At 34.3% G+C, this 17,958-nt stretch carries 34 protein-coding genes; 14 read left to right on the forward strand and 20 right to left on the reverse strand.

Going from position 1 to position 17,958, the window contains the following annotated elements; all coding sequences use genetic code 11:
- The first annotated feature begins 395 nt into the window (after window positions 1-395).
- Window positions 396-1,262 (forward strand): hypothetical protein, encoded by an 867-nt coding sequence (locus ACGH49_RS09230; RefSeq protein ID WP_411589104.1) that lies wholly within the window; start codon window positions 396-398, stop codon window positions 1,260-1,262.
- Between the two features lie 290 nt (window positions 1,263-1,552).
- On the opposite strand, the gene ACGH49_RS09235 is transcribed toward ACGH49_RS09230, so the two are convergent.
- From ACGH49_RS09235 to ACGH49_RS09310, 16 genes are all read right to left on the reverse strand, one after another.
- Window positions 1,553-2,728 carry a recombinase gene (locus ACGH49_RS09235; RefSeq protein ID WP_411589105.1) on the reverse strand — a complete coding sequence of 392 codons (1,176 nt, stop codon included), beginning with the start codon at window positions 2,726-2,728 and terminating at the stop codon, window positions 1,553-1,555.
- Entirely contained in the window at window positions 2,728-2,943 is a 216-nt protein-coding gene (locus ACGH49_RS09240) for a hypothetical protein (RefSeq protein ID WP_411589107.1), read from the reverse strand. Before ACGH49_RS09240 ends, ACGH49_RS09235 begins: the two co-directional genes overlap by 1 nt.
- A gap of 80 nt (window positions 2,944-3,023) precedes the next feature.
- The gene (locus ACGH49_RS09245; protein ID WP_411589108.1) at window positions 3,024-3,440 is read right to left on the reverse strand and encodes a hypothetical protein; all 417 of its coding nucleotides are present in this window, start codon (window positions 3,438-3,440) and stop codon (window positions 3,024-3,026) included.
- Between the two features lie 26 nt (window positions 3,441-3,466).
- Window positions 3,467-3,583 (reverse strand): DUF3850 domain-containing protein, encoded by a 117-nt coding sequence (locus ACGH49_RS09250; RefSeq protein WP_411589109.1) that lies wholly within the window; start codon window positions 3,581-3,583, stop codon window positions 3,467-3,469.
- Window positions 3,584-3,706: 123 nt separating this feature from the next.
- Window positions 3,707-4,195 carry a hypothetical protein gene (locus tag ACGH49_RS09255; protein ID WP_411589110.1) on the reverse strand — a complete coding sequence of 163 codons (489 nt, stop codon included), beginning with the start codon at window positions 4,193-4,195 and terminating at the stop codon, window positions 3,707-3,709.
- A gap of 8 nt (window positions 4,196-4,203) precedes the next feature.
- Window positions 4,204-4,662, reverse strand: coding sequence for a single-stranded DNA-binding protein (gene ssb / locus ACGH49_RS09260; RefSeq protein ID WP_411589112.1), 459 nt, complete (start codon window positions 4,660-4,662; stop codon window positions 4,204-4,206).
- The gene (locus ACGH49_RS09265; RefSeq protein ID WP_411589113.1) at window positions 4,652-4,777 is read right to left on the reverse strand and encodes a hypothetical protein; all 126 of its coding nucleotides are present in this window, start codon (window positions 4,775-4,777) and stop codon (window positions 4,652-4,654) included. The genes ssb and ACGH49_RS09265 overlap by 11 nt, the downstream gene beginning before the upstream one ends.
- A 2-nt stretch (window positions 4,778-4,779) precedes the next feature.
- Window positions 4,780-4,983, reverse strand: coding sequence for a hypothetical protein (locus ACGH49_RS09270; RefSeq protein WP_411589114.1), 204 nt, complete (start codon window positions 4,981-4,983; stop codon window positions 4,780-4,782).
- Between the two features lie 3 nt (window positions 4,984-4,986).
- Entirely contained in the window at window positions 4,987-5,166 is a 180-nt protein-coding gene (locus ACGH49_RS09275; RefSeq protein WP_411589115.1) for a hypothetical protein, read from the reverse strand.
- A 175-nt stretch (window positions 5,167-5,341) separates the two neighbouring features.
- Window positions 5,342-5,569, reverse strand: coding sequence for a hypothetical protein (locus ACGH49_RS09280; RefSeq protein ID WP_065606332.1), 228 nt, complete (start codon window positions 5,567-5,569; stop codon window positions 5,342-5,344).
- On the reverse strand, window positions 5,562-6,104 hold the full coding sequence (locus tag ACGH49_RS09285; RefSeq protein WP_411589116.1) for a DNA N-6-adenine-methyltransferase: 543 nt from the start codon (window positions 6,102-6,104) through the stop codon (window positions 5,562-5,564). Before ACGH49_RS09285 ends, ACGH49_RS09280 begins: the two co-directional genes overlap by 8 nt.
- A gap of 173 nt (window positions 6,105-6,277) precedes the next feature.
- Window positions 6,278-6,847 (reverse strand): Nmad5 family putative nucleotide modification protein, encoded by a 570-nt coding sequence (locus ACGH49_RS09290; protein WP_411589117.1) that lies wholly within the window; start codon window positions 6,845-6,847, stop codon window positions 6,278-6,280.
- A 36-nt stretch (window positions 6,848-6,883) separates the two neighbouring features.
- Complete coding sequence (locus tag ACGH49_RS09295; RefSeq protein ID WP_411589118.1) at window positions 6,884-7,492, reverse strand: lambda exonuclease family protein; 609 nt, start codon at window positions 7,490-7,492, stop codon at window positions 6,884-6,886.
- Entirely contained in the window at window positions 7,473-8,081 is a 609-nt protein-coding gene (locus ACGH49_RS09300; protein WP_411589119.1) for a DUF1071 domain-containing protein, read from the reverse strand. Before ACGH49_RS09300 ends, ACGH49_RS09295 begins: the two co-directional genes overlap by 20 nt.
- Before the next feature lie 191 nt (window positions 8,082-8,272).
- On the reverse strand, window positions 8,273-8,572 hold the full coding sequence (locus ACGH49_RS09305; RefSeq protein WP_411589120.1) for a hypothetical protein: 300 nt from the start codon (window positions 8,570-8,572) through the stop codon (window positions 8,273-8,275).
- A gap of 88 nt (window positions 8,573-8,660) precedes the next feature.
- Window positions 8,661-8,930: a hypothetical protein gene (locus ACGH49_RS09310; protein ID WP_411589122.1), complete on the reverse strand. Its 270-nt coding sequence runs from the start codon at window positions 8,928-8,930 to the stop codon at window positions 8,661-8,663.
- Window positions 8,931-9,094: 164 nt separating this feature from the next.
- Here ACGH49_RS09310 and ACGH49_RS09315 point away from each other — a divergent pair, with 164 nt between their 5' ends.
- Window positions 9,095-9,631 carry a super-infection exclusion protein B gene (locus ACGH49_RS09315; RefSeq protein ID WP_411589123.1) on the forward strand — a complete coding sequence of 179 codons (537 nt, stop codon included), beginning with the start codon at window positions 9,095-9,097 and terminating at the stop codon, window positions 9,629-9,631.
- Window positions 9,632-9,996: 365 nt separating this feature from the next.
- Here the strand turns inward: ACGH49_RS09315 and ACGH49_RS09320 are convergent, their stop codons facing one another.
- From ACGH49_RS09320 to ACGH49_RS09330, 3 genes are read right to left on the reverse strand one after another with little or no spacing between them, the layout of a single operon-like run.
- A complete protein-coding gene (locus ACGH49_RS09320) occupies window positions 9,997-10,980 on the reverse strand; it encodes a GTP pyrophosphokinase family protein (RefSeq protein WP_411589124.1) in 984 nt (327 codons plus the stop codon).
- Window positions 10,981-12,012, reverse strand: a complete 1,032-nt coding sequence (locus ACGH49_RS09325; RefSeq protein ID WP_411589125.1) for a nucleoid-associated protein — start codon at window positions 12,010-12,012, stop codon at window positions 10,981-10,983.
- A 39-nt stretch (window positions 12,013-12,051) separates the two neighbouring features.
- Window positions 12,052-12,696, reverse strand: coding sequence for a LexA family protein (locus tag ACGH49_RS09330; protein ID WP_411589126.1), 645 nt, complete (start codon window positions 12,694-12,696; stop codon window positions 12,052-12,054).
- Between the two features lie 113 nt (window positions 12,697-12,809).
- On the opposite strand from ACGH49_RS09330, the gene ACGH49_RS09335 reads away from it, so the two are divergent.
- From ACGH49_RS09335 to ACGH49_RS09390, 12 genes are all read left to right on the forward strand, one after another.
- Window positions 12,810-13,019 (forward strand): helix-turn-helix domain-containing protein, encoded by a 210-nt coding sequence (locus tag ACGH49_RS09335; RefSeq protein WP_065582603.1) that lies wholly within the window; start codon window positions 12,810-12,812, stop codon window positions 13,017-13,019.
- 2 nt (window positions 13,020-13,021) lie between these two features.
- Entirely contained in the window at window positions 13,022-13,300 is a 279-nt protein-coding gene (locus ACGH49_RS09340) for a hypothetical protein (RefSeq protein WP_411589127.1), read from the forward strand.
- Window positions 13,301-13,302: 2 nt separating this feature from the next.
- On the forward strand, window positions 13,303-14,034 hold the full coding sequence (locus ACGH49_RS09345) for a helix-turn-helix domain-containing protein (RefSeq protein ID WP_411589140.1): 732 nt from the start codon (window positions 13,303-13,305) through the stop codon (window positions 14,032-14,034).
- Window positions 14,035-14,036: 2 nt separating this feature from the next.
- A complete protein-coding gene (locus tag ACGH49_RS09350) occupies window positions 14,037-14,693 on the forward strand; it encodes a hypothetical protein (RefSeq protein WP_411589128.1) in 657 nt (218 codons plus the stop codon).
- A gap of 168 nt (window positions 14,694-14,861) precedes the next feature.
- Window positions 14,862-15,044, forward strand: coding sequence for a hypothetical protein (locus tag ACGH49_RS09355; protein ID WP_411589129.1), 183 nt, complete (start codon window positions 14,862-14,864; stop codon window positions 15,042-15,044).
- Between the two features lie 2 nt (window positions 15,045-15,046).
- Window positions 15,047-15,490: a recombination protein NinB gene (locus tag ACGH49_RS09360; RefSeq protein WP_411589130.1), complete on the forward strand. Its 444-nt coding sequence runs from the start codon at window positions 15,047-15,049 to the stop codon at window positions 15,488-15,490.
- Window positions 15,490-15,654: a hypothetical protein gene (locus ACGH49_RS09365; protein WP_411589131.1), complete on the forward strand. Its 165-nt coding sequence runs from the start codon at window positions 15,490-15,492 to the stop codon at window positions 15,652-15,654. Before ACGH49_RS09360 ends, ACGH49_RS09365 begins: the two co-directional genes overlap by 1 nt.
- Entirely contained in the window at window positions 15,623-15,802 is a 180-nt protein-coding gene (locus ACGH49_RS09370) for a hypothetical protein (protein WP_411589132.1), read from the forward strand. The genes ACGH49_RS09365 and ACGH49_RS09370 overlap by 32 nt, the downstream gene beginning before the upstream one ends.
- Window positions 15,799-16,086, forward strand: a complete 288-nt coding sequence (locus ACGH49_RS09375) for a DUF1364 domain-containing protein (RefSeq protein ID WP_411589134.1) — start codon at window positions 15,799-15,801, stop codon at window positions 16,084-16,086. The genes ACGH49_RS09370 and ACGH49_RS09375 overlap by 4 nt, the downstream gene beginning before the upstream one ends.
- Window positions 16,083-16,427: a DUF1064 domain-containing protein gene (locus ACGH49_RS09380; RefSeq protein WP_411589135.1), complete on the forward strand. Its 345-nt coding sequence runs from the start codon at window positions 16,083-16,085 to the stop codon at window positions 16,425-16,427. The genes ACGH49_RS09375 and ACGH49_RS09380 overlap by 4 nt, the downstream gene beginning before the upstream one ends.
- Before the next feature lie 77 nt (window positions 16,428-16,504).
- Window positions 16,505-16,858 carry an antiterminator Q family protein gene (locus ACGH49_RS09385; protein WP_065606362.1) on the forward strand — a complete coding sequence of 118 codons (354 nt, stop codon included), beginning with the start codon at window positions 16,505-16,507 and terminating at the stop codon, window positions 16,856-16,858.
- 151 nt (window positions 16,859-17,009) lie between these two features.
- A complete protein-coding gene (locus ACGH49_RS09390; protein ID WP_411589136.1) occupies window positions 17,010-17,690 on the forward strand; it encodes an endonuclease in 681 nt (226 codons plus the stop codon).
- A gap of 17 nt (window positions 17,691-17,707) precedes the next feature.
- On the opposite strand, the gene ACGH49_RS09395 is transcribed toward ACGH49_RS09390, so the two are convergent.
- On the reverse strand, window positions 17,708-17,958 hold a 251-nt coding region (locus ACGH49_RS09395), incomplete at its 5' end, for a hypothetical protein (RefSeq protein ID WP_411589137.1).

Raw genomic sequence — 17,958 nt, forward strand, 5'->3', positions numbered from 1 at the left:
CTTGTTTTGTCGTTACTTCGCTAAGAATGTACTCATCTTAAGTTACAGAGAAAGTTAGCTAATAAAACACTATTTGAATATATTGAAATCTATTATAATTGTATCCGTCTTCATTCAGCCAACGGCTGGGTATCGCCAGAATAATATGGACAACAATATTACCTAAACAAAAAATGATAGAGGTAGGTGCTATCTCATATTTAGTAGATAATCAAGGTTATTATTTTACTAAACTTGTTGTTGCACATAGAGCAGAGAATGTTAATATGGCAGATAGAGCGCAATTATTAGACGATGGTTTAATCGTTGCAGACTCTTTGAACACACTTTTGTTAAATAAGATCAAATCAAAAACTTGAATAATACTTATGCAATGAGTGCAACAAGGAAGCTTTATGTATAAAAAACTATTAACTTTAATCATATTATTAATAAGTACTTTTGCCCAAGGTAATGAAACCGTTTGGGATCTGACTTTTGATAACAAATATAATTTACCCATTGTAATAATAAACCTCGAAGGTGAAAAAATTGCATTAACATTAGATACTGGCACCAAAGAAGCCTTACACCTACCAATAAATTTAATTGATAAAATTCCAAATAAATCTGAAAATTTACAAAAAATAAGAAGTATTGATTTATCTGGTAATGTTTCAGAGGTTAGATCATTTATTATCAATAATTTAAAATTAAATTCCTTTATTTTTAAACGTGTGGGAGTCGTAGAATATAACAGTTGGGGATTAAAATTTTCTAGTGATAATTCTAATAATAACGAAAATGAAAATATAGAAAACCCAGTAATTGGACTAGGTTTGTTTGATGGTTATGTGTTAACTATTAATTATCCTGAAAGTAAAATAATAGTATCGGATGAAACGGATATTTCTGCTGACTTAGATAAAAAATGGATTCCAATTCCCTTTCATCTCAATGATGAAGGTTTAGCCATTGAGATGTCTGATGGTATAAAAGATTATAAAATGATTTTAGATAGTGGAGCCTCTATGTCAGTGATAAAAGAGCAATCCCTGACCTTTAAAACGATTAAAATAAATGATGATGAAAGTGATTATAAATTTGTTTCGCTTAAAGTAAATAATGTTGCTAATGATAATATCAAAGCTGTTATATTGGACTCCCTTCCTGCTGAGTTTCAGTCTGATGGATTGATTGGGTTTGATTTTCTTAGTAAAAATATAGTTAAAATTGATTTCAAAAATAAGAGACTCTGGATTCAAACAGTAGTAGAAAAATGATTTTATTTTAATGATAAATTTATGCTTACTTGTAATTGCAAAATTTTATTTTGCTAATAAAATTTTCGTTTAAGCTAATCACTTTAAAGACTTGTAGACTAAGGCTTTAGAATGGTACGCCCGGGTGGACTCGAACCACTGACCCCCACCATGTCAAAGTGATGCTTTAATTGTAAAAAAAACAACATAATTCAATTGGTTATTTAAATTTTCACTGTAAATAAAAACAGGTATTTTAAGGAGAAAAGATATTATAGATATCAATAACTTAAACGGAGTTTTACCCCCGCTTAAATTACGATTTGGGCGTGCGGAACTTCAACCCATTCGGTATGGTTTTTGGTGTAAACTTTAGTTGATTTTTCGTCGCTATGAGCCATTCTGGCTTGTGGGTTTATTCCTTGCTGTTCAAATAAATGAGCGGATAAAGCACGGATTTCGTGGAAAGTAGGGCGGTATTCAATTGGTAGGTTTTTCATTACACCTATTTGATCCCTTATAGCTGAAAAAGCTTTACTTAAATAACCAGCGTCAACTTGTGTAAAATGATCGACATTTTTATTTTGTTTAGTGGCTTTTTCCGGCATTCGATGAACAACATAAGGACTTAATACGTGATCTCGGCTATCATCGATAATTCGTTTAAGTTCTTCGCCAATCGGGATTGAAATATGAGCAGCTTCTTTATCCTTAGTCTTTTGACGATTGATATATAAATTGCCGTAAATGCCATTTTTAGGTTCATCAAACCAAATGCATCCGCTTTCGCCGTATGTTGGCGATTTAATAGAGTATTTAATTCTTGAAACCTCTAACCTCGCTTGTGACGTTTGTAATGATAGCTCCATAGCTGTTTTTAACCAAAGCGGAGCATGATTTTTAATTCTGATAAAATCATCCAATGATAAGCGTTTTCGTTTTTTGCCATCTAACTTTTTGAGCTTTTTACGAGTTGCAGGGTTATCTAGCATGATTGATTCATCAACGGCATATGAAAAAAGCTTCTTAAGGAACATTACTTTACGATTTTGTACTTCGGCAGAACCGTTCGCATGATATTTTTTAAGGTATAAATTAACATGTTCAAGATCAATTTCAGTCGAGGGAATGTTTTTAAAGAATTCCTTAGCTCTTTCCGCATCATTTAAAATGCCTTGTTTAACTCTTTCTGATAATTTTTCCTCTTTTAAAATACGTTGTACTAAATTATCTATGTGCTTTGCAAATGGCTCATATTCGCCTTTTTCACCGCCAGTTTTAATAATGAGAGATTCAACGCATAAAATGTTGTTATGTCTCATTCTATTGTTATATTCTATAGCTATTGCTACGGCTTGCGATTTATTAGAACCTAATAAAGGTCTTGAGCCATTTATTAAAGTTAGACGATATTGTTTTTTCGATTTATCGTAGACTAAATAGTCGGGTAAATCACGATAGGGTGATTTTTTTGGTCTTGGTGACATTATGACGCTTCCATTAACTTATTAACTTTGTCACTAATAGTTCTATTAATGCCGAATATTTCATTTTCATAAACCCACAGAGAGCCATCATCATCTACCAACCCTCTAATTTTCCCCCTTTCAATCCAGCTTTTTAATGTTTTTCTGTGCGGAATTGAGTTGGCCGCAAATTGCGTTTTAGCCCAAATCGACGCTTTTACAAGTTTGTTTTTCAAAATACTAATCTCCCAATTTCTGATTTTCATCTCTCATCAACAAATAACACTAAGTAATTTTTACCTTAATTCTCATCTTTCTACGCACACGTAAGCAGTTTTTTTGCATAACTTAAAAGACTGTATGCATTGACATCACCAGTAACAATTTTAGAGTTTTCATCAATATACTTTAAAGCTTCTTGTATCCCATGAGCCTTGATTTCGTTGATGTGTTTTTGTGATTCTAATTCTTTAATACGTTCATTAAGTTGTTCAATTTGCCAATCTCGCCAACCAAGTTCTGCTGCAATATCTGATTTACTATCCAACTTCTCACGTGTCATAGATAATACATGCTTATCGTAATGGCTTAAAACTGGGTGACCAAGAGTAAGCATCTCATTAAATCGATTTTCTGGAGAATACAGTTTATTGACATTTGGTCGTAAAATTCCGCTATTCATTCCATCCATCCATTTTTGTATAGCATCAGTTGTTTTAGTGGTTTTTTTCATCGTTCGTTACCTTATTCAATATAAACCTAGATATTACTGCAATCTTGGTAATTTCGGTCGTTGTAGCGTATTTCAGCCTTTTTTATGTTTTTTACAACGTCCATAAAATACTTTGATTTAATTTTTAGTTCATGTGTTGTCATGGTTGTTTCCTTTAGATAATAGTTATCGTACGCCAAATAATGGGCGTGAGAATGTTTGTAAAATTAATAGAATAGGGTGGTTGTTCAGTGAGTTATTGATGGATTTTTTTTTGGGTAAACCCGTTAAACAGCTTTTGGTTTGTAAGTTGGTTTATTATGCTTATGCCAGTCAACGTGACATTTGACGCATAACCATGTGACCTCTAGAGGTTTTGTATAGTCGTTGTGATGTGCGTGGGGCGTGCATTCACAATTACAATTTTCGCAATGATTGGGGCGCGTTAACTTCTTGTCTCTTACGTAATTATCGACCAAAATATGAGCCTGTCTTTTTTCAGGATATTTTTTTATAAAGTTTTGATGGCTACGCTTTTTTGCAGCTTTACCTTGTTCTGTTTTTTGATAATCTTTTCTTGCTTGTATTCGGTGTGGTAGGCTCGCTCTTTCTTTTTCATATTTAGCGTACTTACCTCTATTTTTAGAGTAGTTTTGTTTCACATCTACTTTGAAACAATCTTTGCATTTATTAAAAAAACCATCACTCATATCTTTGTGTTTATAGAACATTGACAAAGGCTTTACCTTTTTGCATTTAAAGCATTCTTTTTTCATTTTACCTCCTAGAATGGGATTTCTTGATCATCAAAATCCATCGATGGTTCTGGCGCAGTCGCTTGCGGTTTAGATTGTTGCTGCGGCTTCTGGTTAGTGCTCTCACTATCACTATCACGACTACCTAAAATTTGTAAAATACCGCCAATTGGATTGATCACAACTTCTGTTGTGTAACGATCTTGTCCTGACTGATCTTGCCATTTTCGAGTTTGTAATTGCCCTTCAAGATAAACTTGCGAACCTTTTTTTAAGTATTCGCCTGCAATTTCAGCTAATTTGCCGAATATAACAACGCGATGCCATTCAGTGCGTTCACGATTTTCATTAGTTTGTTTATCCTTCCATGTTTCCGATGTTGCAATGCTAATATTCGCAACAGCATTACCATTAGGCATGTAACGAACTTCGGGATCTTGACCTAAATTACCAACTAAAATGACTTTATTTATTCCTCTATTTGCCATTTTCCTGCTCCAATCGTTTATCAATTTGTTTTTGCATTTTTTCAATTTCTTTAACGCAAGCAATAGCCTCTTTTAATAGCTCAGTTCGTGTCAATGAATTTTCATCTGTAATCATAATCACTCCTTGCTTGCTTTTAACTCAAGCACTGCATCATTTGAATGCACAGACTCTTTAATCTCACCCCAGCAGATATCAACGAAATCATGATCACCATTTTGTATGTAATAATCTAACAGCTGTTCAGCAAACTTTTTTGCTTCTTCTTCGGTTTCGTGATAGTCAAAGCCATCGCCATTGTGATCATAAGTAAAATATTTCATAATTTACTCCTCAATATATATTCCGCTGTCTACAAGATCGGGAAGATAAGAATTAATTAACTCTTGCAGGTACACATCCTTATTTTCCAGAGCTTCATATTCAGCTTTATCAACTTCGATTTTTTCTTCATTTTTTGACAGTCCAATCCGCGCATACACAACAAACGTTATTTTTTCTGACATGATTACTCCTTATTTAGTTATTTCTCACCTCTATTAAAGATTGATTTAATCCGCACAACTGTATTAACATGAGTTCCTGGTGCTGATTATAATTTTTCCATCCTGCGAAAATGACCTAGTAATTACAACGCAATCAGTAAGGGTTTCTGGCAACTCTTTGCTAGCATCACGCCAATTAATCATTACCCACCTCCGTTAAATCTGTTTCTGGTACTAGTTGAATGCTAATAAACCCGTCTATAAAAACGGGGATGTGATACCACGGGCACATAACGCCCGATTCATCATATGCATAATAAATATCATTATTTGCGATTTCTGTTTTCATACCGTCATAAAAAACTGGGTCAAACATTCCGAATTTAGGAGGTGGTAAATCAACGTCATATACTTTTTCACTCACTCAAACCTCGCTTATAATTAACAATTACATTTCCACATTTGAACGGAACAATCAGAATCAAGCATGTATCAAAATTACAGCTATTTACAGACTTTTCACCGCTCGGTAATAGATACTGATAACGACCGTCGGGAACGTAAATAATACAGTTTTGACCGTGTACGTTATCACTCCACGCTTTAGTCGCTGGAGTATAAGGAAAGACCATTAATACTTGCTCGCTCCATTTATTTACTTGCTCAACCGCTTTTTGAAAAAATTCCCATTTTCGCGAAAATGGTGGATTGCAGAACGCGGCAGGATTACTACCGTGAAACCAACTGTAAGAATCTAATGAATTCTCTTCTTCATCGATATATGTTTCAGCATGCTTTATGATATTAATGTCGTTTATTGCTGGCTCGAAATGACAACACACATCAATACCAAAACTTTTTATATTCAGTAGTTTTAACGCATCATTGATTAATAATTCAGATGTTCGCCAGTAATCCTTGTTTTGCTTCTCTGTTTGTGATTTGTTTAGAATAGCCATTTTAAAACTCTCTGATGTAGTAATTTGGAAGGGTGTCACTCTGTCGCCAACGGCGTGACTACCGTCATGTCAAACAATACGGCTTGTATATTTCAAATTAGCGGGCTAACTGCAATTGCGGACAGTGTCTCTGCTAACACTAATCATCGACGCATATACCAGACGTTATTTTTTTAGCTTGCTGTTATACCTAGCTTCTTGTTTAAATCTTCAACTACGACGGCAGGTAAATTGGTTTTTGTGATGTCCACTTGTATACCGTCTAAAAAGTTGACTGATTCTGGCCATGTTTCTTGTAGTTTTTTGAGAGTTGCACAACTATTTAAAATAGCCATAATTTCATGCTCTAAATCATTTTTTTGTTTTTCTAGATATTTGAACTGATTCTGTAATGATAAAAAGCGTTTTGAAAACTCATGATCGGCGGTGTATGTTGGATTTTTGTCTAATCCATAAAAAATACGCTCAGAAGGTAATGTTAGATATGCACTTAACCCATTAAAATTACATCTCACACCTTCACAAATTCGAAAAACAGAATAATAATCAAATGGCAACTCTTTTACTCGGTCTCTTATTTCATCCGCTTCTTTGAGAAGCTCAGCGGTTACGTTATCGTTATAAACGTCAAGAGCTAATTTAGATAAATTTTCATTTACTGTTTTCAGCTCTTTATTTGCTAGTGATTGCTCAATTGCATTTTTACAAATTTGTTCTTTGATAGATTTAGTTAATCTTGTCATGATTCTTTCCTTTTAAAAAAACCGTCACTTGGACGGTTATGCGGCTTCTATTTGTTTGATTTTTTCATCTAGTTCTTGCAGGAATTTGATAACTTCTGCTTCTATCTCTTGAGCCAACGCTTCGTCGTAATGAATTCGTACGCACCTAAAACTCAAATTATCTGGTAACCTATCGTCATAACTGACAAAATCGCACCATTTTCGACCTGTGCACATCATTTGCCATTGCATTTGTAAGATATACTCACGCTTTGGCTTTAGTGATTGCATAAATTCTAAGTGCGTCCACGTGTTTGGGCATTTGATTTCAATTAATCCATCATCATTTACTAACCCGTCAGGACTAGCGCCAGCGTTTTTGATTGTAGGGTGGGGGATAAAGCCAACTTCTTTAACGGTTACGTCAAATTGGTTTAGTATGTATATTTCTCTTGCTGTTGGCTCTAACTCTGTGCCGCGTTGCATAGCGGCGTTAGAGTATGATTCGGTTGGTTTTTCTGTTAGACGTTCGCAAATTAGCTGAGCCATGTAATTTTGGCGGCTAGTTGAATAACCGCTTTTTGTTTTAGCCATCACATCACTAATTCTACTTGCAGTTACTTTGCCTAGTCGTGCGTTAAACCATTCATCCGTTCGCTGTTCCATTATCAGCCTCTTTTGCCATATCATAGATACGACGTTTTTCACTAGACCCGATAAGTTTTTGGTCTTCAATTGATAATGATTTCCAAAACTCACCCATTGCATCAATGCCTTTTTGTGCAGATTGTTCAACCGCTTTGATTAATGATTCTCGGTTTTTGTTTAACGCATCTTCATTAATTTTTTGCGCCTGTTTTTCTTCTTCTGGCAAATCCTCACCAGCATAGATATAAAAACCAAGCCCAAACATTGATATGGCTTTAGTTAAACATCGCATTGTCGCTTTGTTGATATCTACTGAATTTGGCGACTTAATAGCGTGGTTTTTAAAGTCCATAACTGGTAGCCACATAAATCGAGTTGCCTCGTTGCCGTCTTCTTTTATTGTTAACGTTACGCTAACCATCATAGAGCCATCCAGTTCAGTTGTGGGTGGGTTAATTGTGTATGAGGATTGAGGATAATATTCCATTAAAACACCCCATGCCCACGCCCAAGACAAGTATGTCAATCCGTTCTTTTTTTCTACTTTGTCATTAACATTAACTTGTGATAGAGTTTCCCAGATTTTCTTTTCAAACGATTCTGCCATTTTTATATTTCCTTTAATTAGTCGCCACTTCTAATATCCATCGAATCAGCATAAACAACCCGCCAAATGTCAAAAAGTAGGTACAAAAAAGGGCGTATATTTGCTCGCCCTTAGTCATTTTGTAATTAATATTAAATCGGTCTGTTTGATAAACATTACAGCCGACGTAGTCAATTGGTATTGTGTTCATGCTATTTCCTCAATTCTTCGAAAAACCAATCTGTTATGTCTTCTAAATTAGGAGTCTCAGCGTCAAAATACATTAGATCATCCCAAAAAAGCCCGTTTTCATTAAAACGGGCATCTCGACCAATAAAAATCGGTGTTTTTTGTAGAATTTGGTCGGGTAAGCACGACGTAGACGCTCCGTGGGACCAGCTAATTTTTGCATCAACGCAGGCGTTTAACACTAATGCTACTTCGTGCTCTGTTTCACATTTAACAAACCAGTTTTGTTTTTGTAATCGTTCAATAATTTTCTTGCTTGTCATTGATTTACTCCTCGTTAAAATGATCTGCCAAAAAAAGCCCTCAGAAGAGGGCGAAAGGATGTTAGTATGTACTCGTCTTTCCGAGCCGTCAGAATTTCTTGTTATACTCAGCTTTAGCTTGTGAGTAACACATATCAGTTATAAACTGATTGTAAATATCAGCATCAATGCTTTTACTTTCTAGCTTTATTTTTAGTAGCTCTACAATTTGCCAATCGTTGTCGTTATCGAAATTTTTAAGCAATTCTTTGGCTCTAGTTTCAATCCCATCATCTTTAGCATCTTGCATTTCAGAATTATTCATCATGTTGCAATATGCTCTTTCGTAACCGTTCTCTACAGCTCTTTGTAATTGCATAAGTTACCTCGAAATTTGATAGTTTTAATCCATCAAAACACCTCATAAAGTGTTTATGAATATGCCTGAGTAATACTGCAACACGCTCAGGCTCGCGCTCCCTTGACAACCACGTACAAGGATTTAGAATACTCATAACCACGTACAAACAAGGATTTTTATGTATGCCAGATTGGCTAGTTACTATTGTTTCTATCTTTAGAAAGGATATTTTTTCATTGAAAAGCATGTTGATAGTTCTTGTTTCATTATGTATTTTTTTTATAGTTCCCACCGAAATTCAAATTAAATTTACTGAAAAAGTAAAAATTCCATTCAGTTATGAAATAGCGGTTTTTGCTACCAGTTTTATTTTGTGCAGTTTTATTTATTCTGTAGTGGTAAATTTTAAAAAGTTCTATACAAACTTTTCTAATAAAAAACAGCTAAATAAAGAACGAAATGAATTAGTATTATTAATTAATTCGTTAAATAAGTCTGAGAAAGAAGTTATTGCTTATTTATTACATAGTGGTTATCCATACATTTCATTTGAAGCGGAAAAAATACCTAAACATGTTATTAAGCTTATTAATAAGGGGTTGATTATCCAATGTGGTTTTCCGCGTACATTTGATACCGAATGTCGCTTTGTACTAGATCCATCATTTGAAAAATTTATTAGAAAAGAAATCAAAAAAAATAATACTGATAATAATTAGTATTATTTACATCAAACTCAAGCGCACTTGTTTAAATGCGCTTTGATTTGAATACTGGTACATACCCCAGCAGGTGGTGCGCTCCCTTACTCTGCGTTATTCGTTCATTAGCTTAGAGGGAGCTAGGCATTTCGTTCTAAGATGAGCTTCGCTTTCACACTGTCTACTTGAATAACACTTTATAAGTTGTTCCGACTTTCCGAATTTTTAAAGAGCTTCAACTTTTGGTTAAGTTGATTTGTTTTGATGAAATGATAATACAGTTAAAGCTGTTATAAGTAAACAGATAAAACTGTATTTTCAACTGTAATTAATTTGTTTGATTATTTTTTAATCAATTAATTGTTTTAAAGTTGTAGGGGGGGTTAGGAATAAGAGATGCCAAGATCGCTGAATATTTGTTCCATTGCATTATGAGAATAAACGTCATAATCTTTTATATTATAACTTTCTTTTTCAACTAAAAAGTAAATTAATGGTGTTAATAGCTGCTTGAACTCAACCATTAACATCTGGTTTTCTTCAATTTTATTAAATATATAGGGTTTAGCTGTTAGAAATTTTATATATTCATCAATACTATATTTATCAAGTAATTCTTTTAATTCTTCTAGCAGATAAATATTATTAGAGTTATCTTTTGCATCATAATTATCATTGGTTAATTTGTTAGCTATTTTTATGGTTACATCTACCCAAGATCCACTAAGTTCAGATATGAATATATCAATCGTTTCATCTGCTTTAGATAATAATTCATCTGTTGTTTCCATTAGGGCCATACTTTTTGCCATTAACCTTTTTACTTCTGCTGGTATATCTTTTGTAATAGATTTGTAAATCTTATCGTGGGACATTTCAGCATAAGCATGTTGTAATAGAGTTCTAACTTGTATTTCACATGGAGTGTCTTTGTTTATTGATATTCCATCATAATTAAAAATTTTTTTAGAATAAACAATATAATGTAGGGATTTATAGTCAAATATCCTAGGGTCATTTTTCCTCCAATCATCCAATTCCCTATCTTTTGAGTAGCGCCAATCAGGACTATTTTCTATTATATTTTTTAATGCCATAACATGGCTTTCAAGAAGAACCACAAAACGAATACCTATCTTGTCTGTTATTTCTTCATAATTTCTTTTTTTACGTATAAATGCTTTTGCTAATAATGAGTTGATATCTTTTAATCTTGGATGATTTTCTCTGTATAACGGAATTTTTATTGCGTTCTCTACAAAATTTTCAGGTAATTTATTTACTATTCTAGACAAAACAAAATCACCCCATGCTTTAAACATGGGCATTTCTGATTCATATTTTTTCCTAAATTCATTCTGATCCATTTAGTTTTGGTTACTTAGATAGCCTTTAACTTTTATTATAGTATATCCTTCATTATCTTTTAAACCAATTTTTATTAAATCATTAAAAGATTCTGATGGAGCTGTTATCTTAACATTTGTAGAAAAGCCTAACCTTATAATTTCAAGTTTATTTTTTATAAGCGTTATATCTTTACTTATAGAAATAGTAGGTAAATCTTTATTTTTTAAGTAATTAATATAATCTTGGTTTAATTCTTTAGGGAAAAAATCTTCAGCAAACTTTAAAGGTTCTATGACTGTGTTTTGAGAAGCTTTTAGTTCAATATGTAAAGCTTGTTGTAATTCAATTTTTTTAGGGTCAGGTAAATTTGTTTGTTTTATGAATTCAGTAGTTAATTCATAAAATTTTCTGGTATTTTGTTTACTGTCAGATGGAAGAGATAGACCTAAAAAATTAGAGTAAAAATATGTGGCTGCAGACTCTGTTTTTAATGACTTTATGTTACTATCAAAAAGATAAGCATATTCTTTGTCTTTAATAAAAACTCCAATTTTATATAATTTAGATGATGGTGTTAAAAAAACATTTTGTAAATAAGTTAGCATAACAGAACTTTCTTCTATTTTTTTGCTAAATCCTGATTGTTCATCAGCTTTTATTATAAAAATACACGGGATATTTATTGCAGTTATTGTTGCAGAAATAACAACTATCAATCCTCCAGGCCATTTAGCACTTGTATGAGCTGTGCTATATCTTTCTGCTATTTTTTTAGATACTGTAATAAATTTTTCATCCTCAACATGGTAACATTCTGAAGAATAATAATAACAGCTATCATCTGATTTTAATGCTATGTCCATCTTAATCGATTTTGATTCTTTACCCATGACCCTGATAATTCTATTTTGAAGATTTTTTAAACCATCAATAGGAAGAGTTGTAAGACAATCACTAACATTTGGTTGCTTTACAGTTTTATTTTCTGGTTTAAATACTTCATGAGTGATTATTTTTTTTATTTGTAAGTTTTCAAAACTGACATTCATTATATTTCGCTCCAAGTTTTTATTTTATCTCTATTTTAGTTATCTTTTGCGTCTGAATATTCTGTGTTCAACCATGGTGCCAACTATTCTTATTTGCTGAGTTAATGTGCTCATTGTTGTATAGTCAGGATTTAACGGAATAAGCTCAAATTGCATTCTTTCATGTTCATCATAACCTAACTCTCTATATTTTTTGAAAGTTGCTTCTGATTCGCCGTTCATTGCAACAACAAATTCACCAGGAATTGGTTTAATGGCTGGATCTATAATGACAATATCACCCTCTTTGAATTCTGGCTCCATTGAGTCGCCTTTTATTTTTAATGCAAATGCTTTATCTGATAATTCCAAAGATGTCATAATATATTCAAATCCTGTTGAATCTCTTAATTCGCATGATTCAGTCCAAACTCCTGCTTGAACATAACTAATTAAAGGCACTTGGCGAGCTTTTAGCGCTATGGGTTCTACATTCTTTACTTCTTTCTCTTTTCCGCTTAATAGCCACGCCATATCGCATTTAAGAGCAACAGATATTTCATATAAATAGCGAGGTTTTTTTACTTCTCCACTTTCAATTGCTTGATAAGATTGTTGTTTTATTCCAACTTGTGAAGCTACTTGTTCCTGCGTTAAGTTCAATTCTTCTCGTCGTGCTCTGATTCGTTGACCAAGATTATTCATTTTAAAAATCTCCATTGTTATAAAAAAAATAATACAGATAAATCTGTAATTGACAAACAGTATAAACTGTTATTTAATACAGTTATAACTGTTAATATTTAGTAAGGGCAAATATGACAATTGGAGAGCGAGTTAAACAAAAGAGAATTGAGCAAAATATAAGTCAATCTTTTTTAGCCGATTTGGTTGGTATGAAACAACAGTCAATCAGCGATCTAGAATCTGGAAACATAGAAAAACCAAGGAATATCGTAGAAATCGCTAAAGCTTTGAATTGTTCGGTTGAGTGGCTGTATTACGGTAATCAAACTAATTCGAGGTAATTATGAGTACATTAAACAATGAAAATCTATTAAAGCCAAAATCACAACAAGAGCGTGTTATAGCTGTTTGTAGTGACGGTAAATACCGAACACTAGACGATATTCAACGCGAGATTAAGAAGCGTTTTAACCAGTTTGATACAACACCAGCGATTAGCTCAAGACTTCGGGAAACAGGGCGATTATTCAAATATGGCTATGTGAAAGATAAGTATCACAAAATCAATGAGAAGACTAAGAAAGCTTGTTATTACTACACGTTAAAGAGGGTTGCACAATGAGCATGTTATTAATGGTTGAAGCCATGAAATTAAAAGTTGGCAATCCGCTTAGAAAGCTGGTTTTAATTAAACTAGCCGATAATGCTAACGACAAAGGCGAATGTTTTCCATCGATTGCTTATATTGCTGATCAATGCGAAATTTCTGAGCGCTCAGTGCAAAATCATATTTCATGGTTAGAATCCAATGGATATTTAAAAATTGAAAGCAGAAAAACCGAAAACGGTCTCAATAAATCTAACATCTATTACCTAAATTTTAGTGGTGCAAATGCTGCACCCTATGGTGCAAATAATTCCGTTAGTGGTGCAAATGCTGCACCTAGTGGTGAATCTCCTGCACCACTCGATGGTGCAAATCCTGCACCCATAACCAGTCATATTATTGAACCAGTCAAAGAACCAGTCAATAACCTAGTTATTAACGGATTCGATTTTTCTGGACTTGATGGCATGTTAGAAAAAAATCTGATTGATGATTTTATTAAATTTAGAAAATCGATAAAGAAACCTCTAACCCAAGGCGCTGTTAATTATCTAATTCGAGAACTGAACAAAGCTGTACGAGCTGGGTATAACCCTAACGAACTTATTGAAATGACTTTAAGTCGGGGTTGGCAAACATTCGAGTATAGATATTTGAATAATCATCAACAAACAACGAATAGCGCACCATCTAAATTCATGACCCTTTCCGAACGTAACAGGGCTGTTTTAGAGAGTATGAGGGCTTAACCATGGCAAAGATTACAGATGAATTTTTAGCGGTTATTGGTGGATTACTTGAGGTTTACGGACAGCAAGCAAGCACAGTCAAGGTTAATATTTACTGGTCAACACTTGGGCAATATCCGATTCAATCGTTAAAAGCCGCTGCACATGCTTGGGTGCGTAAAAGCCAGTTTATGCCGAAACCTGCGGATTTAATCAAGCTAATGGGCGGTTCAAGTAATCATTTATCACCAGATGAAGCATGGTCGATTGCAATACTTGCTAGCGATGAAACCAATACGGTTGTTTGGACTAATGAAATAGCAAAAGCGTGGGCACAAGCTGAAATTGTCTACCGAAATGGCGACAAAATTGGAGCAAGACGAACGTTTATTGATGCATATGAGCGAATGGTTGATGAATCGATGATGTACGGGCGTGCCATTGAAGTGTTTGTTTCGCCAGGTAGCGATAAAGCAAAGCGTGCTGATGCTATAAACCATGCTGTTTTTACTAGGCTATTAACACAAGAGCGAGCTAATCATTATCTACCAAAACCAGAGAATACGTTTGCAATGTTGGAATGCAAAACTGAGCAGGGAGCATCAAGTAAAAACATGATGCATATTGCTAGCATTAAGCAGATGTTAAAAACAGGTAGAGCTTGTGTTGCGGAGAGTTAACCACTGCCACCAAGGACGTTATCACATGCTCGACAAAATAGCATACGACTATGTGAGAGCGATACGAAAACCAGGAGCGGATACGGCAAAGGTTAAGCAGCAATTAGCAGAACGAGTTAAAAAATATTCAGAAGAAGATAAGGCAAAATTGAGGGAGTTGATACAGAAATGGCTTACAAAATAACAGCAGAAGTTAAAAAAGGTTGGCAAGCGTGGGGAACGGTTGTGTTGCATCGTGATTCAAGACTCACAGAAAAAGGTTTAATTAAAACGCTGGCTACAGTTGAGAACTCATTTGGTAATTCTAAAGTTGATGTGTTGGTCCGTAAATTTGAGTGTGTGAGGGTTTAGAAGTGATTAAAGAAATACGATTAACACATGAACAAGCACGCAACACAGCGATTAACGTAATAAATCAATTGCCAGTTGATAGCGAGCATCCGTTGCGCATAGTAATCGACGAAGACAATCGCACGTTAGCACAAAATCGCATGATGTGGGCTGTTTTAAATGATATTGCTAAGCAAGTTGAATGGAACGGAGAAAAGCTCACAGCAGAGGAATGGAAGCATTTAATCACGGCTAATTTGCACGGACAGAAATGTGTAAAAGGCATTCAAGGCGGACTGGTGTTTATGGGGTTATCAACGCGAAGAATGAATAAAAAAGAATTTGCTGATGTTGTGACTTGTGCTGAACAATTCGGGGCTGAAAACGGCGTTACATTTAGCGCAGATGCGCAGGAAGCAATTCGATTAGCAGAACAGTACAAAGACCAATTATCAAAGGTGGCATGATGAACAACGAACACAAAGAACAACTGAAACTATACGATGATAAAGAGCAAGAATTAGAGAGAGCAATCGCAATAGTTAGAGAACAACGCAGAGAATACATTAATCAGCATAATTTAAACAGGGTTAACGACAATGCCGAAGAAACACAAACTAATCAAAACTGATTTTAAATGTCCTGAATGCAATGGTGCTTGTTTATATAACGTTGATTTTGATTTATTTGTCTGTAATAGACCGTTAGTTGGCGTTAATGGTGAAGTAAAAGGCTCTTGCGGTAAGTTTTATATGAATAAAATAAAGGTGAAACAGTGAGCAAACTAACTAAAGAAGCAAGAGGGCGAGAGTGCATGGTTCGGTTACCGTGCTGCAATCATAATCCGGAAACCACGGTACTGGCGCATTATCGATTAGCGGGAACGTGTGGCGTAGGTATGAAGCCGAATGATTTACAAGGAGCTTGGGCTTGCTCAGCTTGTCATGATGAAATCGACCGCAGGACAAGAAATCACGAGCATGAATTCGTTAGATTAGCGCACGCTGAGGGCGTTATTAGAACGCAAGATATCTTGGTTAAAGAGGGAAAAATTAAATTATGAGACCAGCAACGTTCGCGCTCGGTAGATTGAAATCTGGGCAAATGAATAAAACTGAAACTGAATACTATCAGCATCTAAAAACGCTTGAACAAGCTAACGAAATAATCTGGTTTAAATTTGAGGGCTTAAAATTTAAATTAGCAAATAACACAACATACACACCCGATTTCGTTGTAATGAATAAAGATGGATTAATTGAATTGCATGAAGTTAAAGGGTTTTGGATGGATGATGCAAGGGTAAAAATAAAAGTGGCTGCCGACATGTATCCGTTTAAGTTTTTAGCGATAAAAAAGAAAGCGAAAAAACTAGGTGGCGGTTGGGAAATTGAAGAATTTTGAGGATAACAAATGCTAGCAGAATATATGTACGTTAAGGGTGGCAGAATAGAATTATCTATAAGTAAATTGGGGGAGCAATGAGAGAAACTAAAGATATTTTAACGGCATGGAAAAACACCCGTATATTAAAAAGAATGGGAACCGAATACCCCTCAAAATCGGCAGGTATTGATGGTGCGCCAATGGATTTTGATTATCGTCAGTATTTAACAGAAGATGAAGCTGAAATTGTTGATAATGCGGTGTTGATTTTAAAAAATGATAATTATTCACAGTGGATTGTTTTAACCGCATATTATTTGCGTGGAGTTTCATGTAACGCTCAAGCAAAAGCAATTGGAAAGCGCCCACACGATATTATTAATTTATTAAATCAAGCTGAGATGTTTGTAAGAGGAAATATTTACGAATATTTCAAAAAAGTGGCATAAAATGCAAAATATTGCAGATAAAAAGCTGGACTTTGCGCAAATGCGCATATATAATTAGCTCAAAATGCGGTTTTCAACGCATAGAATTTAAGTCCAGTTTTTTAATTTGAAATATTATTGTTTCTGGACGTTCTTCTAAAAACGGATTTTTATGAAAAAGTTTATCATTTCTCTTTTGTTTGTTCCGGTTCTTGCTAATTCAGCACAAAATTTCAATTCAGCTAAAAATCAGCTTACTAAGCTATACAAGTTAAATCCCGAGCAAACCGAATTTTATTGCGGATGTGATATTTCATGGACAGGTAAAAAGGGTGTTGTAGATTTTGGTAAATGCGGATATGAGCCAAGAAAGAATTTAAATAGAGCTTCTCGCATTGAGTGGGAGCATGTCATGCCTGCCGAAAATTTTGGTAGACATTTACAATGTTGGCGAGACGGTGGGCGTAAAGCGTGTAAAAAAGATGTTACTTTTAATAAAATGGAAGGTGACATGCACAACTTGCAACCTGCTATTGGTGAAGTAAACGGTGATAGGTCTAATTATCGTTATTCGCAATTCACTAAAGAATTTACACAGTACGGACAGTGTAAAACGGCTGTAGATTTCAAAGAAAGAAAATTTCAACCTCGTGACGAAATTAGAGGTGTAATAGCACGCACATATCTCTATATGTCCGATAAATATAAAATCAATTTATCAAATCAAGAAAAGAAGCTAATGATGGCTTGGAATAAAATGTATGCACCTGAAAATTGGGAATGTCAGCGTAATGCGCATATAGCAAAAGTGCAGGGTAATGATAATAGATTCATTACTCAACAGTGTAAATAGTTACATATAAGCCTCAATTAAGAGGCTTTTTTGTTTTCTCTGTAGAATTTAATTGCTTCTACTACAAGTTTGGCTTCTGATATATTTAAGTCTAAAGCCGTTTGTTTAATCATTGCGATATCGTCTATATTTAATTTAAAGGCTTTATTTTTAATGCCTCGTTTTTCATTGCTTCGTTCGTTAATTTCGGCTCTTGTTAATGCCATATAACCACCTTGATTTATTAAATAATAGTTGATATATTTAAGGTCATCGGAGAGGTTTCCCT

The sequence above is a fragment of the Gilliamella sp. BG7 genome (genome assembly GCF_046635565.1).
Taxonomy (GTDB): Bacteria; Pseudomonadota; Gammaproteobacteria; order Enterobacterales; family Orbaceae; genus Gilliamella; species Gilliamella apicola_P.

Bases quoted from the DNA above. Each gene is read 5' to 3' on its own strand.
- ACGH49_RS09285 (WP_411589116.1), bottom strand. From the start codon at position 6,104: ATGGCTATTCTAAACAAATCACAAACAGAGAAGCAAAACAAGGATTAC.
- ACGH49_RS09380 (WP_411589135.1), top strand. From the start codon at position 16,083: ATGAGACCAGCAACGTTCGCGCTCGGTAGATTGAAATCTGGGCAAATG.
- ssb (WP_411589112.1), bottom strand. From the start codon at position 4,662: ATGGCAAATAGAGGAATAAATAAAGTCATTTTAGTTGGTAATTTAGGT.
- ACGH49_RS09295 (WP_411589118.1), bottom strand. From the start codon at position 7,492: ATGGAACAGCGAACGGATGAATGGTTTAACGCACGACTAGGCAAAGTA.
- ACGH49_RS09270 (WP_411589114.1), bottom strand. From the start codon at position 4,983: ATGAAATATTTTACTTATGATCACAATGGCGATGGCTTTGACTATCAC.
- ACGH49_RS09320 (WP_411589124.1), bottom strand. From the start codon at position 10,980: ATGGATCAGAATGAATTTAGGAAAAAATATGAATCAGAAATGCCCATG.
- ACGH49_RS09310 (WP_411589122.1), bottom strand. From the start codon at position 8,930: ATGCAATTACAAAGAGCTGTAGAGAACGGTTACGAAAGAGCATATTGC.
- ACGH49_RS09305 (WP_411589120.1), bottom strand. From the start codon at position 8,572: ATGACAAGCAAGAAAATTATTGAACGATTACAAAAACAAAACTGGTTT.
- ACGH49_RS09355 (WP_411589129.1), top strand. From the start codon at position 14,862: ATGGCTTACAAAATAACAGCAGAAGTTAAAAAAGGTTGGCAAGCGTGG.
- ACGH49_RS09350 (WP_411589128.1), top strand. From the start codon at position 14,037: ATGGCAAAGATTACAGATGAATTTTTAGCGGTTATTGGTGGATTACTT.
- ACGH49_RS09250 (WP_411589109.1), bottom strand. From the start codon at position 3,583: ATGACAACACATGAACTAAAAATTAAATCAAAGTATTTTATGGACGTT.
- ACGH49_RS09385 (WP_065606362.1), top strand. From the start codon at position 16,505: ATGAGAGAAACTAAAGATATTTTAACGGCATGGAAAAACACCCGTATA.
- ACGH49_RS09365 (WP_411589131.1), top strand. From the start codon at position 15,490: ATGAACAACGAACACAAAGAACAACTGAAACTATACGATGATAAAGAG.
- ACGH49_RS09370 (WP_411589132.1), top strand. From the start codon at position 15,623: ATGCCGAAGAAACACAAACTAATCAAAACTGATTTTAAATGTCCTGAA.
- ACGH49_RS09300 (WP_411589119.1), bottom strand. From the start codon at position 8,081: ATGGCAGAATCGTTTGAAAAGAAAATCTGGGAAACTCTATCACAAGTT.
- ACGH49_RS09265 (WP_411589113.1), bottom strand. From the start codon at position 4,777: ATGATTACAGATGAAAATTCATTGACACGAACTGAGCTATTAAAAGAG.
- ACGH49_RS09340 (WP_411589127.1), top strand. From the start codon at position 13,022: ATGAGTACATTAAACAATGAAAATCTATTAAAGCCAAAATCACAACAA.
- ACGH49_RS09315 (WP_411589123.1), top strand. From the start codon at position 9,095: ATGCCAGATTGGCTAGTTACTATTGTTTCTATCTTTAGAAAGGATATT.
- ACGH49_RS09275 (WP_411589115.1), bottom strand. From the start codon at position 5,166: ATGTCAGAAAAAATAACGTTTGTTGTGTATGCGCGGATTGGACTGTCA.
- ACGH49_RS09390 (WP_411589136.1), top strand. From the start codon at position 17,010: ATGAAAAAGTTTATCATTTCTCTTTTGTTTGTTCCGGTTCTTGCTAAT.
- ACGH49_RS09290 (WP_411589117.1), bottom strand. From the start codon at position 6,847: ATGACAAGATTAACTAAATCTATCAAAGAACAAATTTGTAAAAATGCA.
- ACGH49_RS09335 (WP_065582603.1), top strand. From the start codon at position 12,810: ATGACAATTGGAGAGCGAGTTAAACAAAAGAGAATTGAGCAAAATATA.
- ACGH49_RS09245 (WP_411589108.1), bottom strand. From the start codon at position 3,440: ATGAAAAAAACCACTAAAACAACTGATGCTATACAAAAATGGATGGAT.
- ACGH49_RS09330 (WP_411589126.1), bottom strand. From the start codon at position 12,696: ATGAATAATCTTGGTCAACGAATCAGAGCACGACGAGAAGAATTGAAC.
- ACGH49_RS09235 (WP_411589105.1), bottom strand. From the start codon at position 2,728: ATGTCACCAAGACCAAAAAAATCACCCTATCGTGATTTACCCGACTAT.
- ACGH49_RS09230 (WP_411589104.1), top strand. From the start codon at position 396: ATGTATAAAAAACTATTAACTTTAATCATATTATTAATAAGTACTTTT.
- ACGH49_RS09325 (WP_411589125.1), bottom strand. From the start codon at position 12,012: ATGAATGTCAGTTTTGAAAACTTACAAATAAAAAAAATAATCACTCAT.
- ACGH49_RS09345 (WP_411589140.1), top strand. From the start codon at position 13,303: ATGTTATTAATGGTTGAAGCCATGAAATTAAAAGTTGGCAATCCGCTT.
- ACGH49_RS09255 (WP_411589110.1), bottom strand. From the start codon at position 4,195: ATGAAAAAAGAATGCTTTAAATGCAAAAAGGTAAAGCCTTTGTCAATG.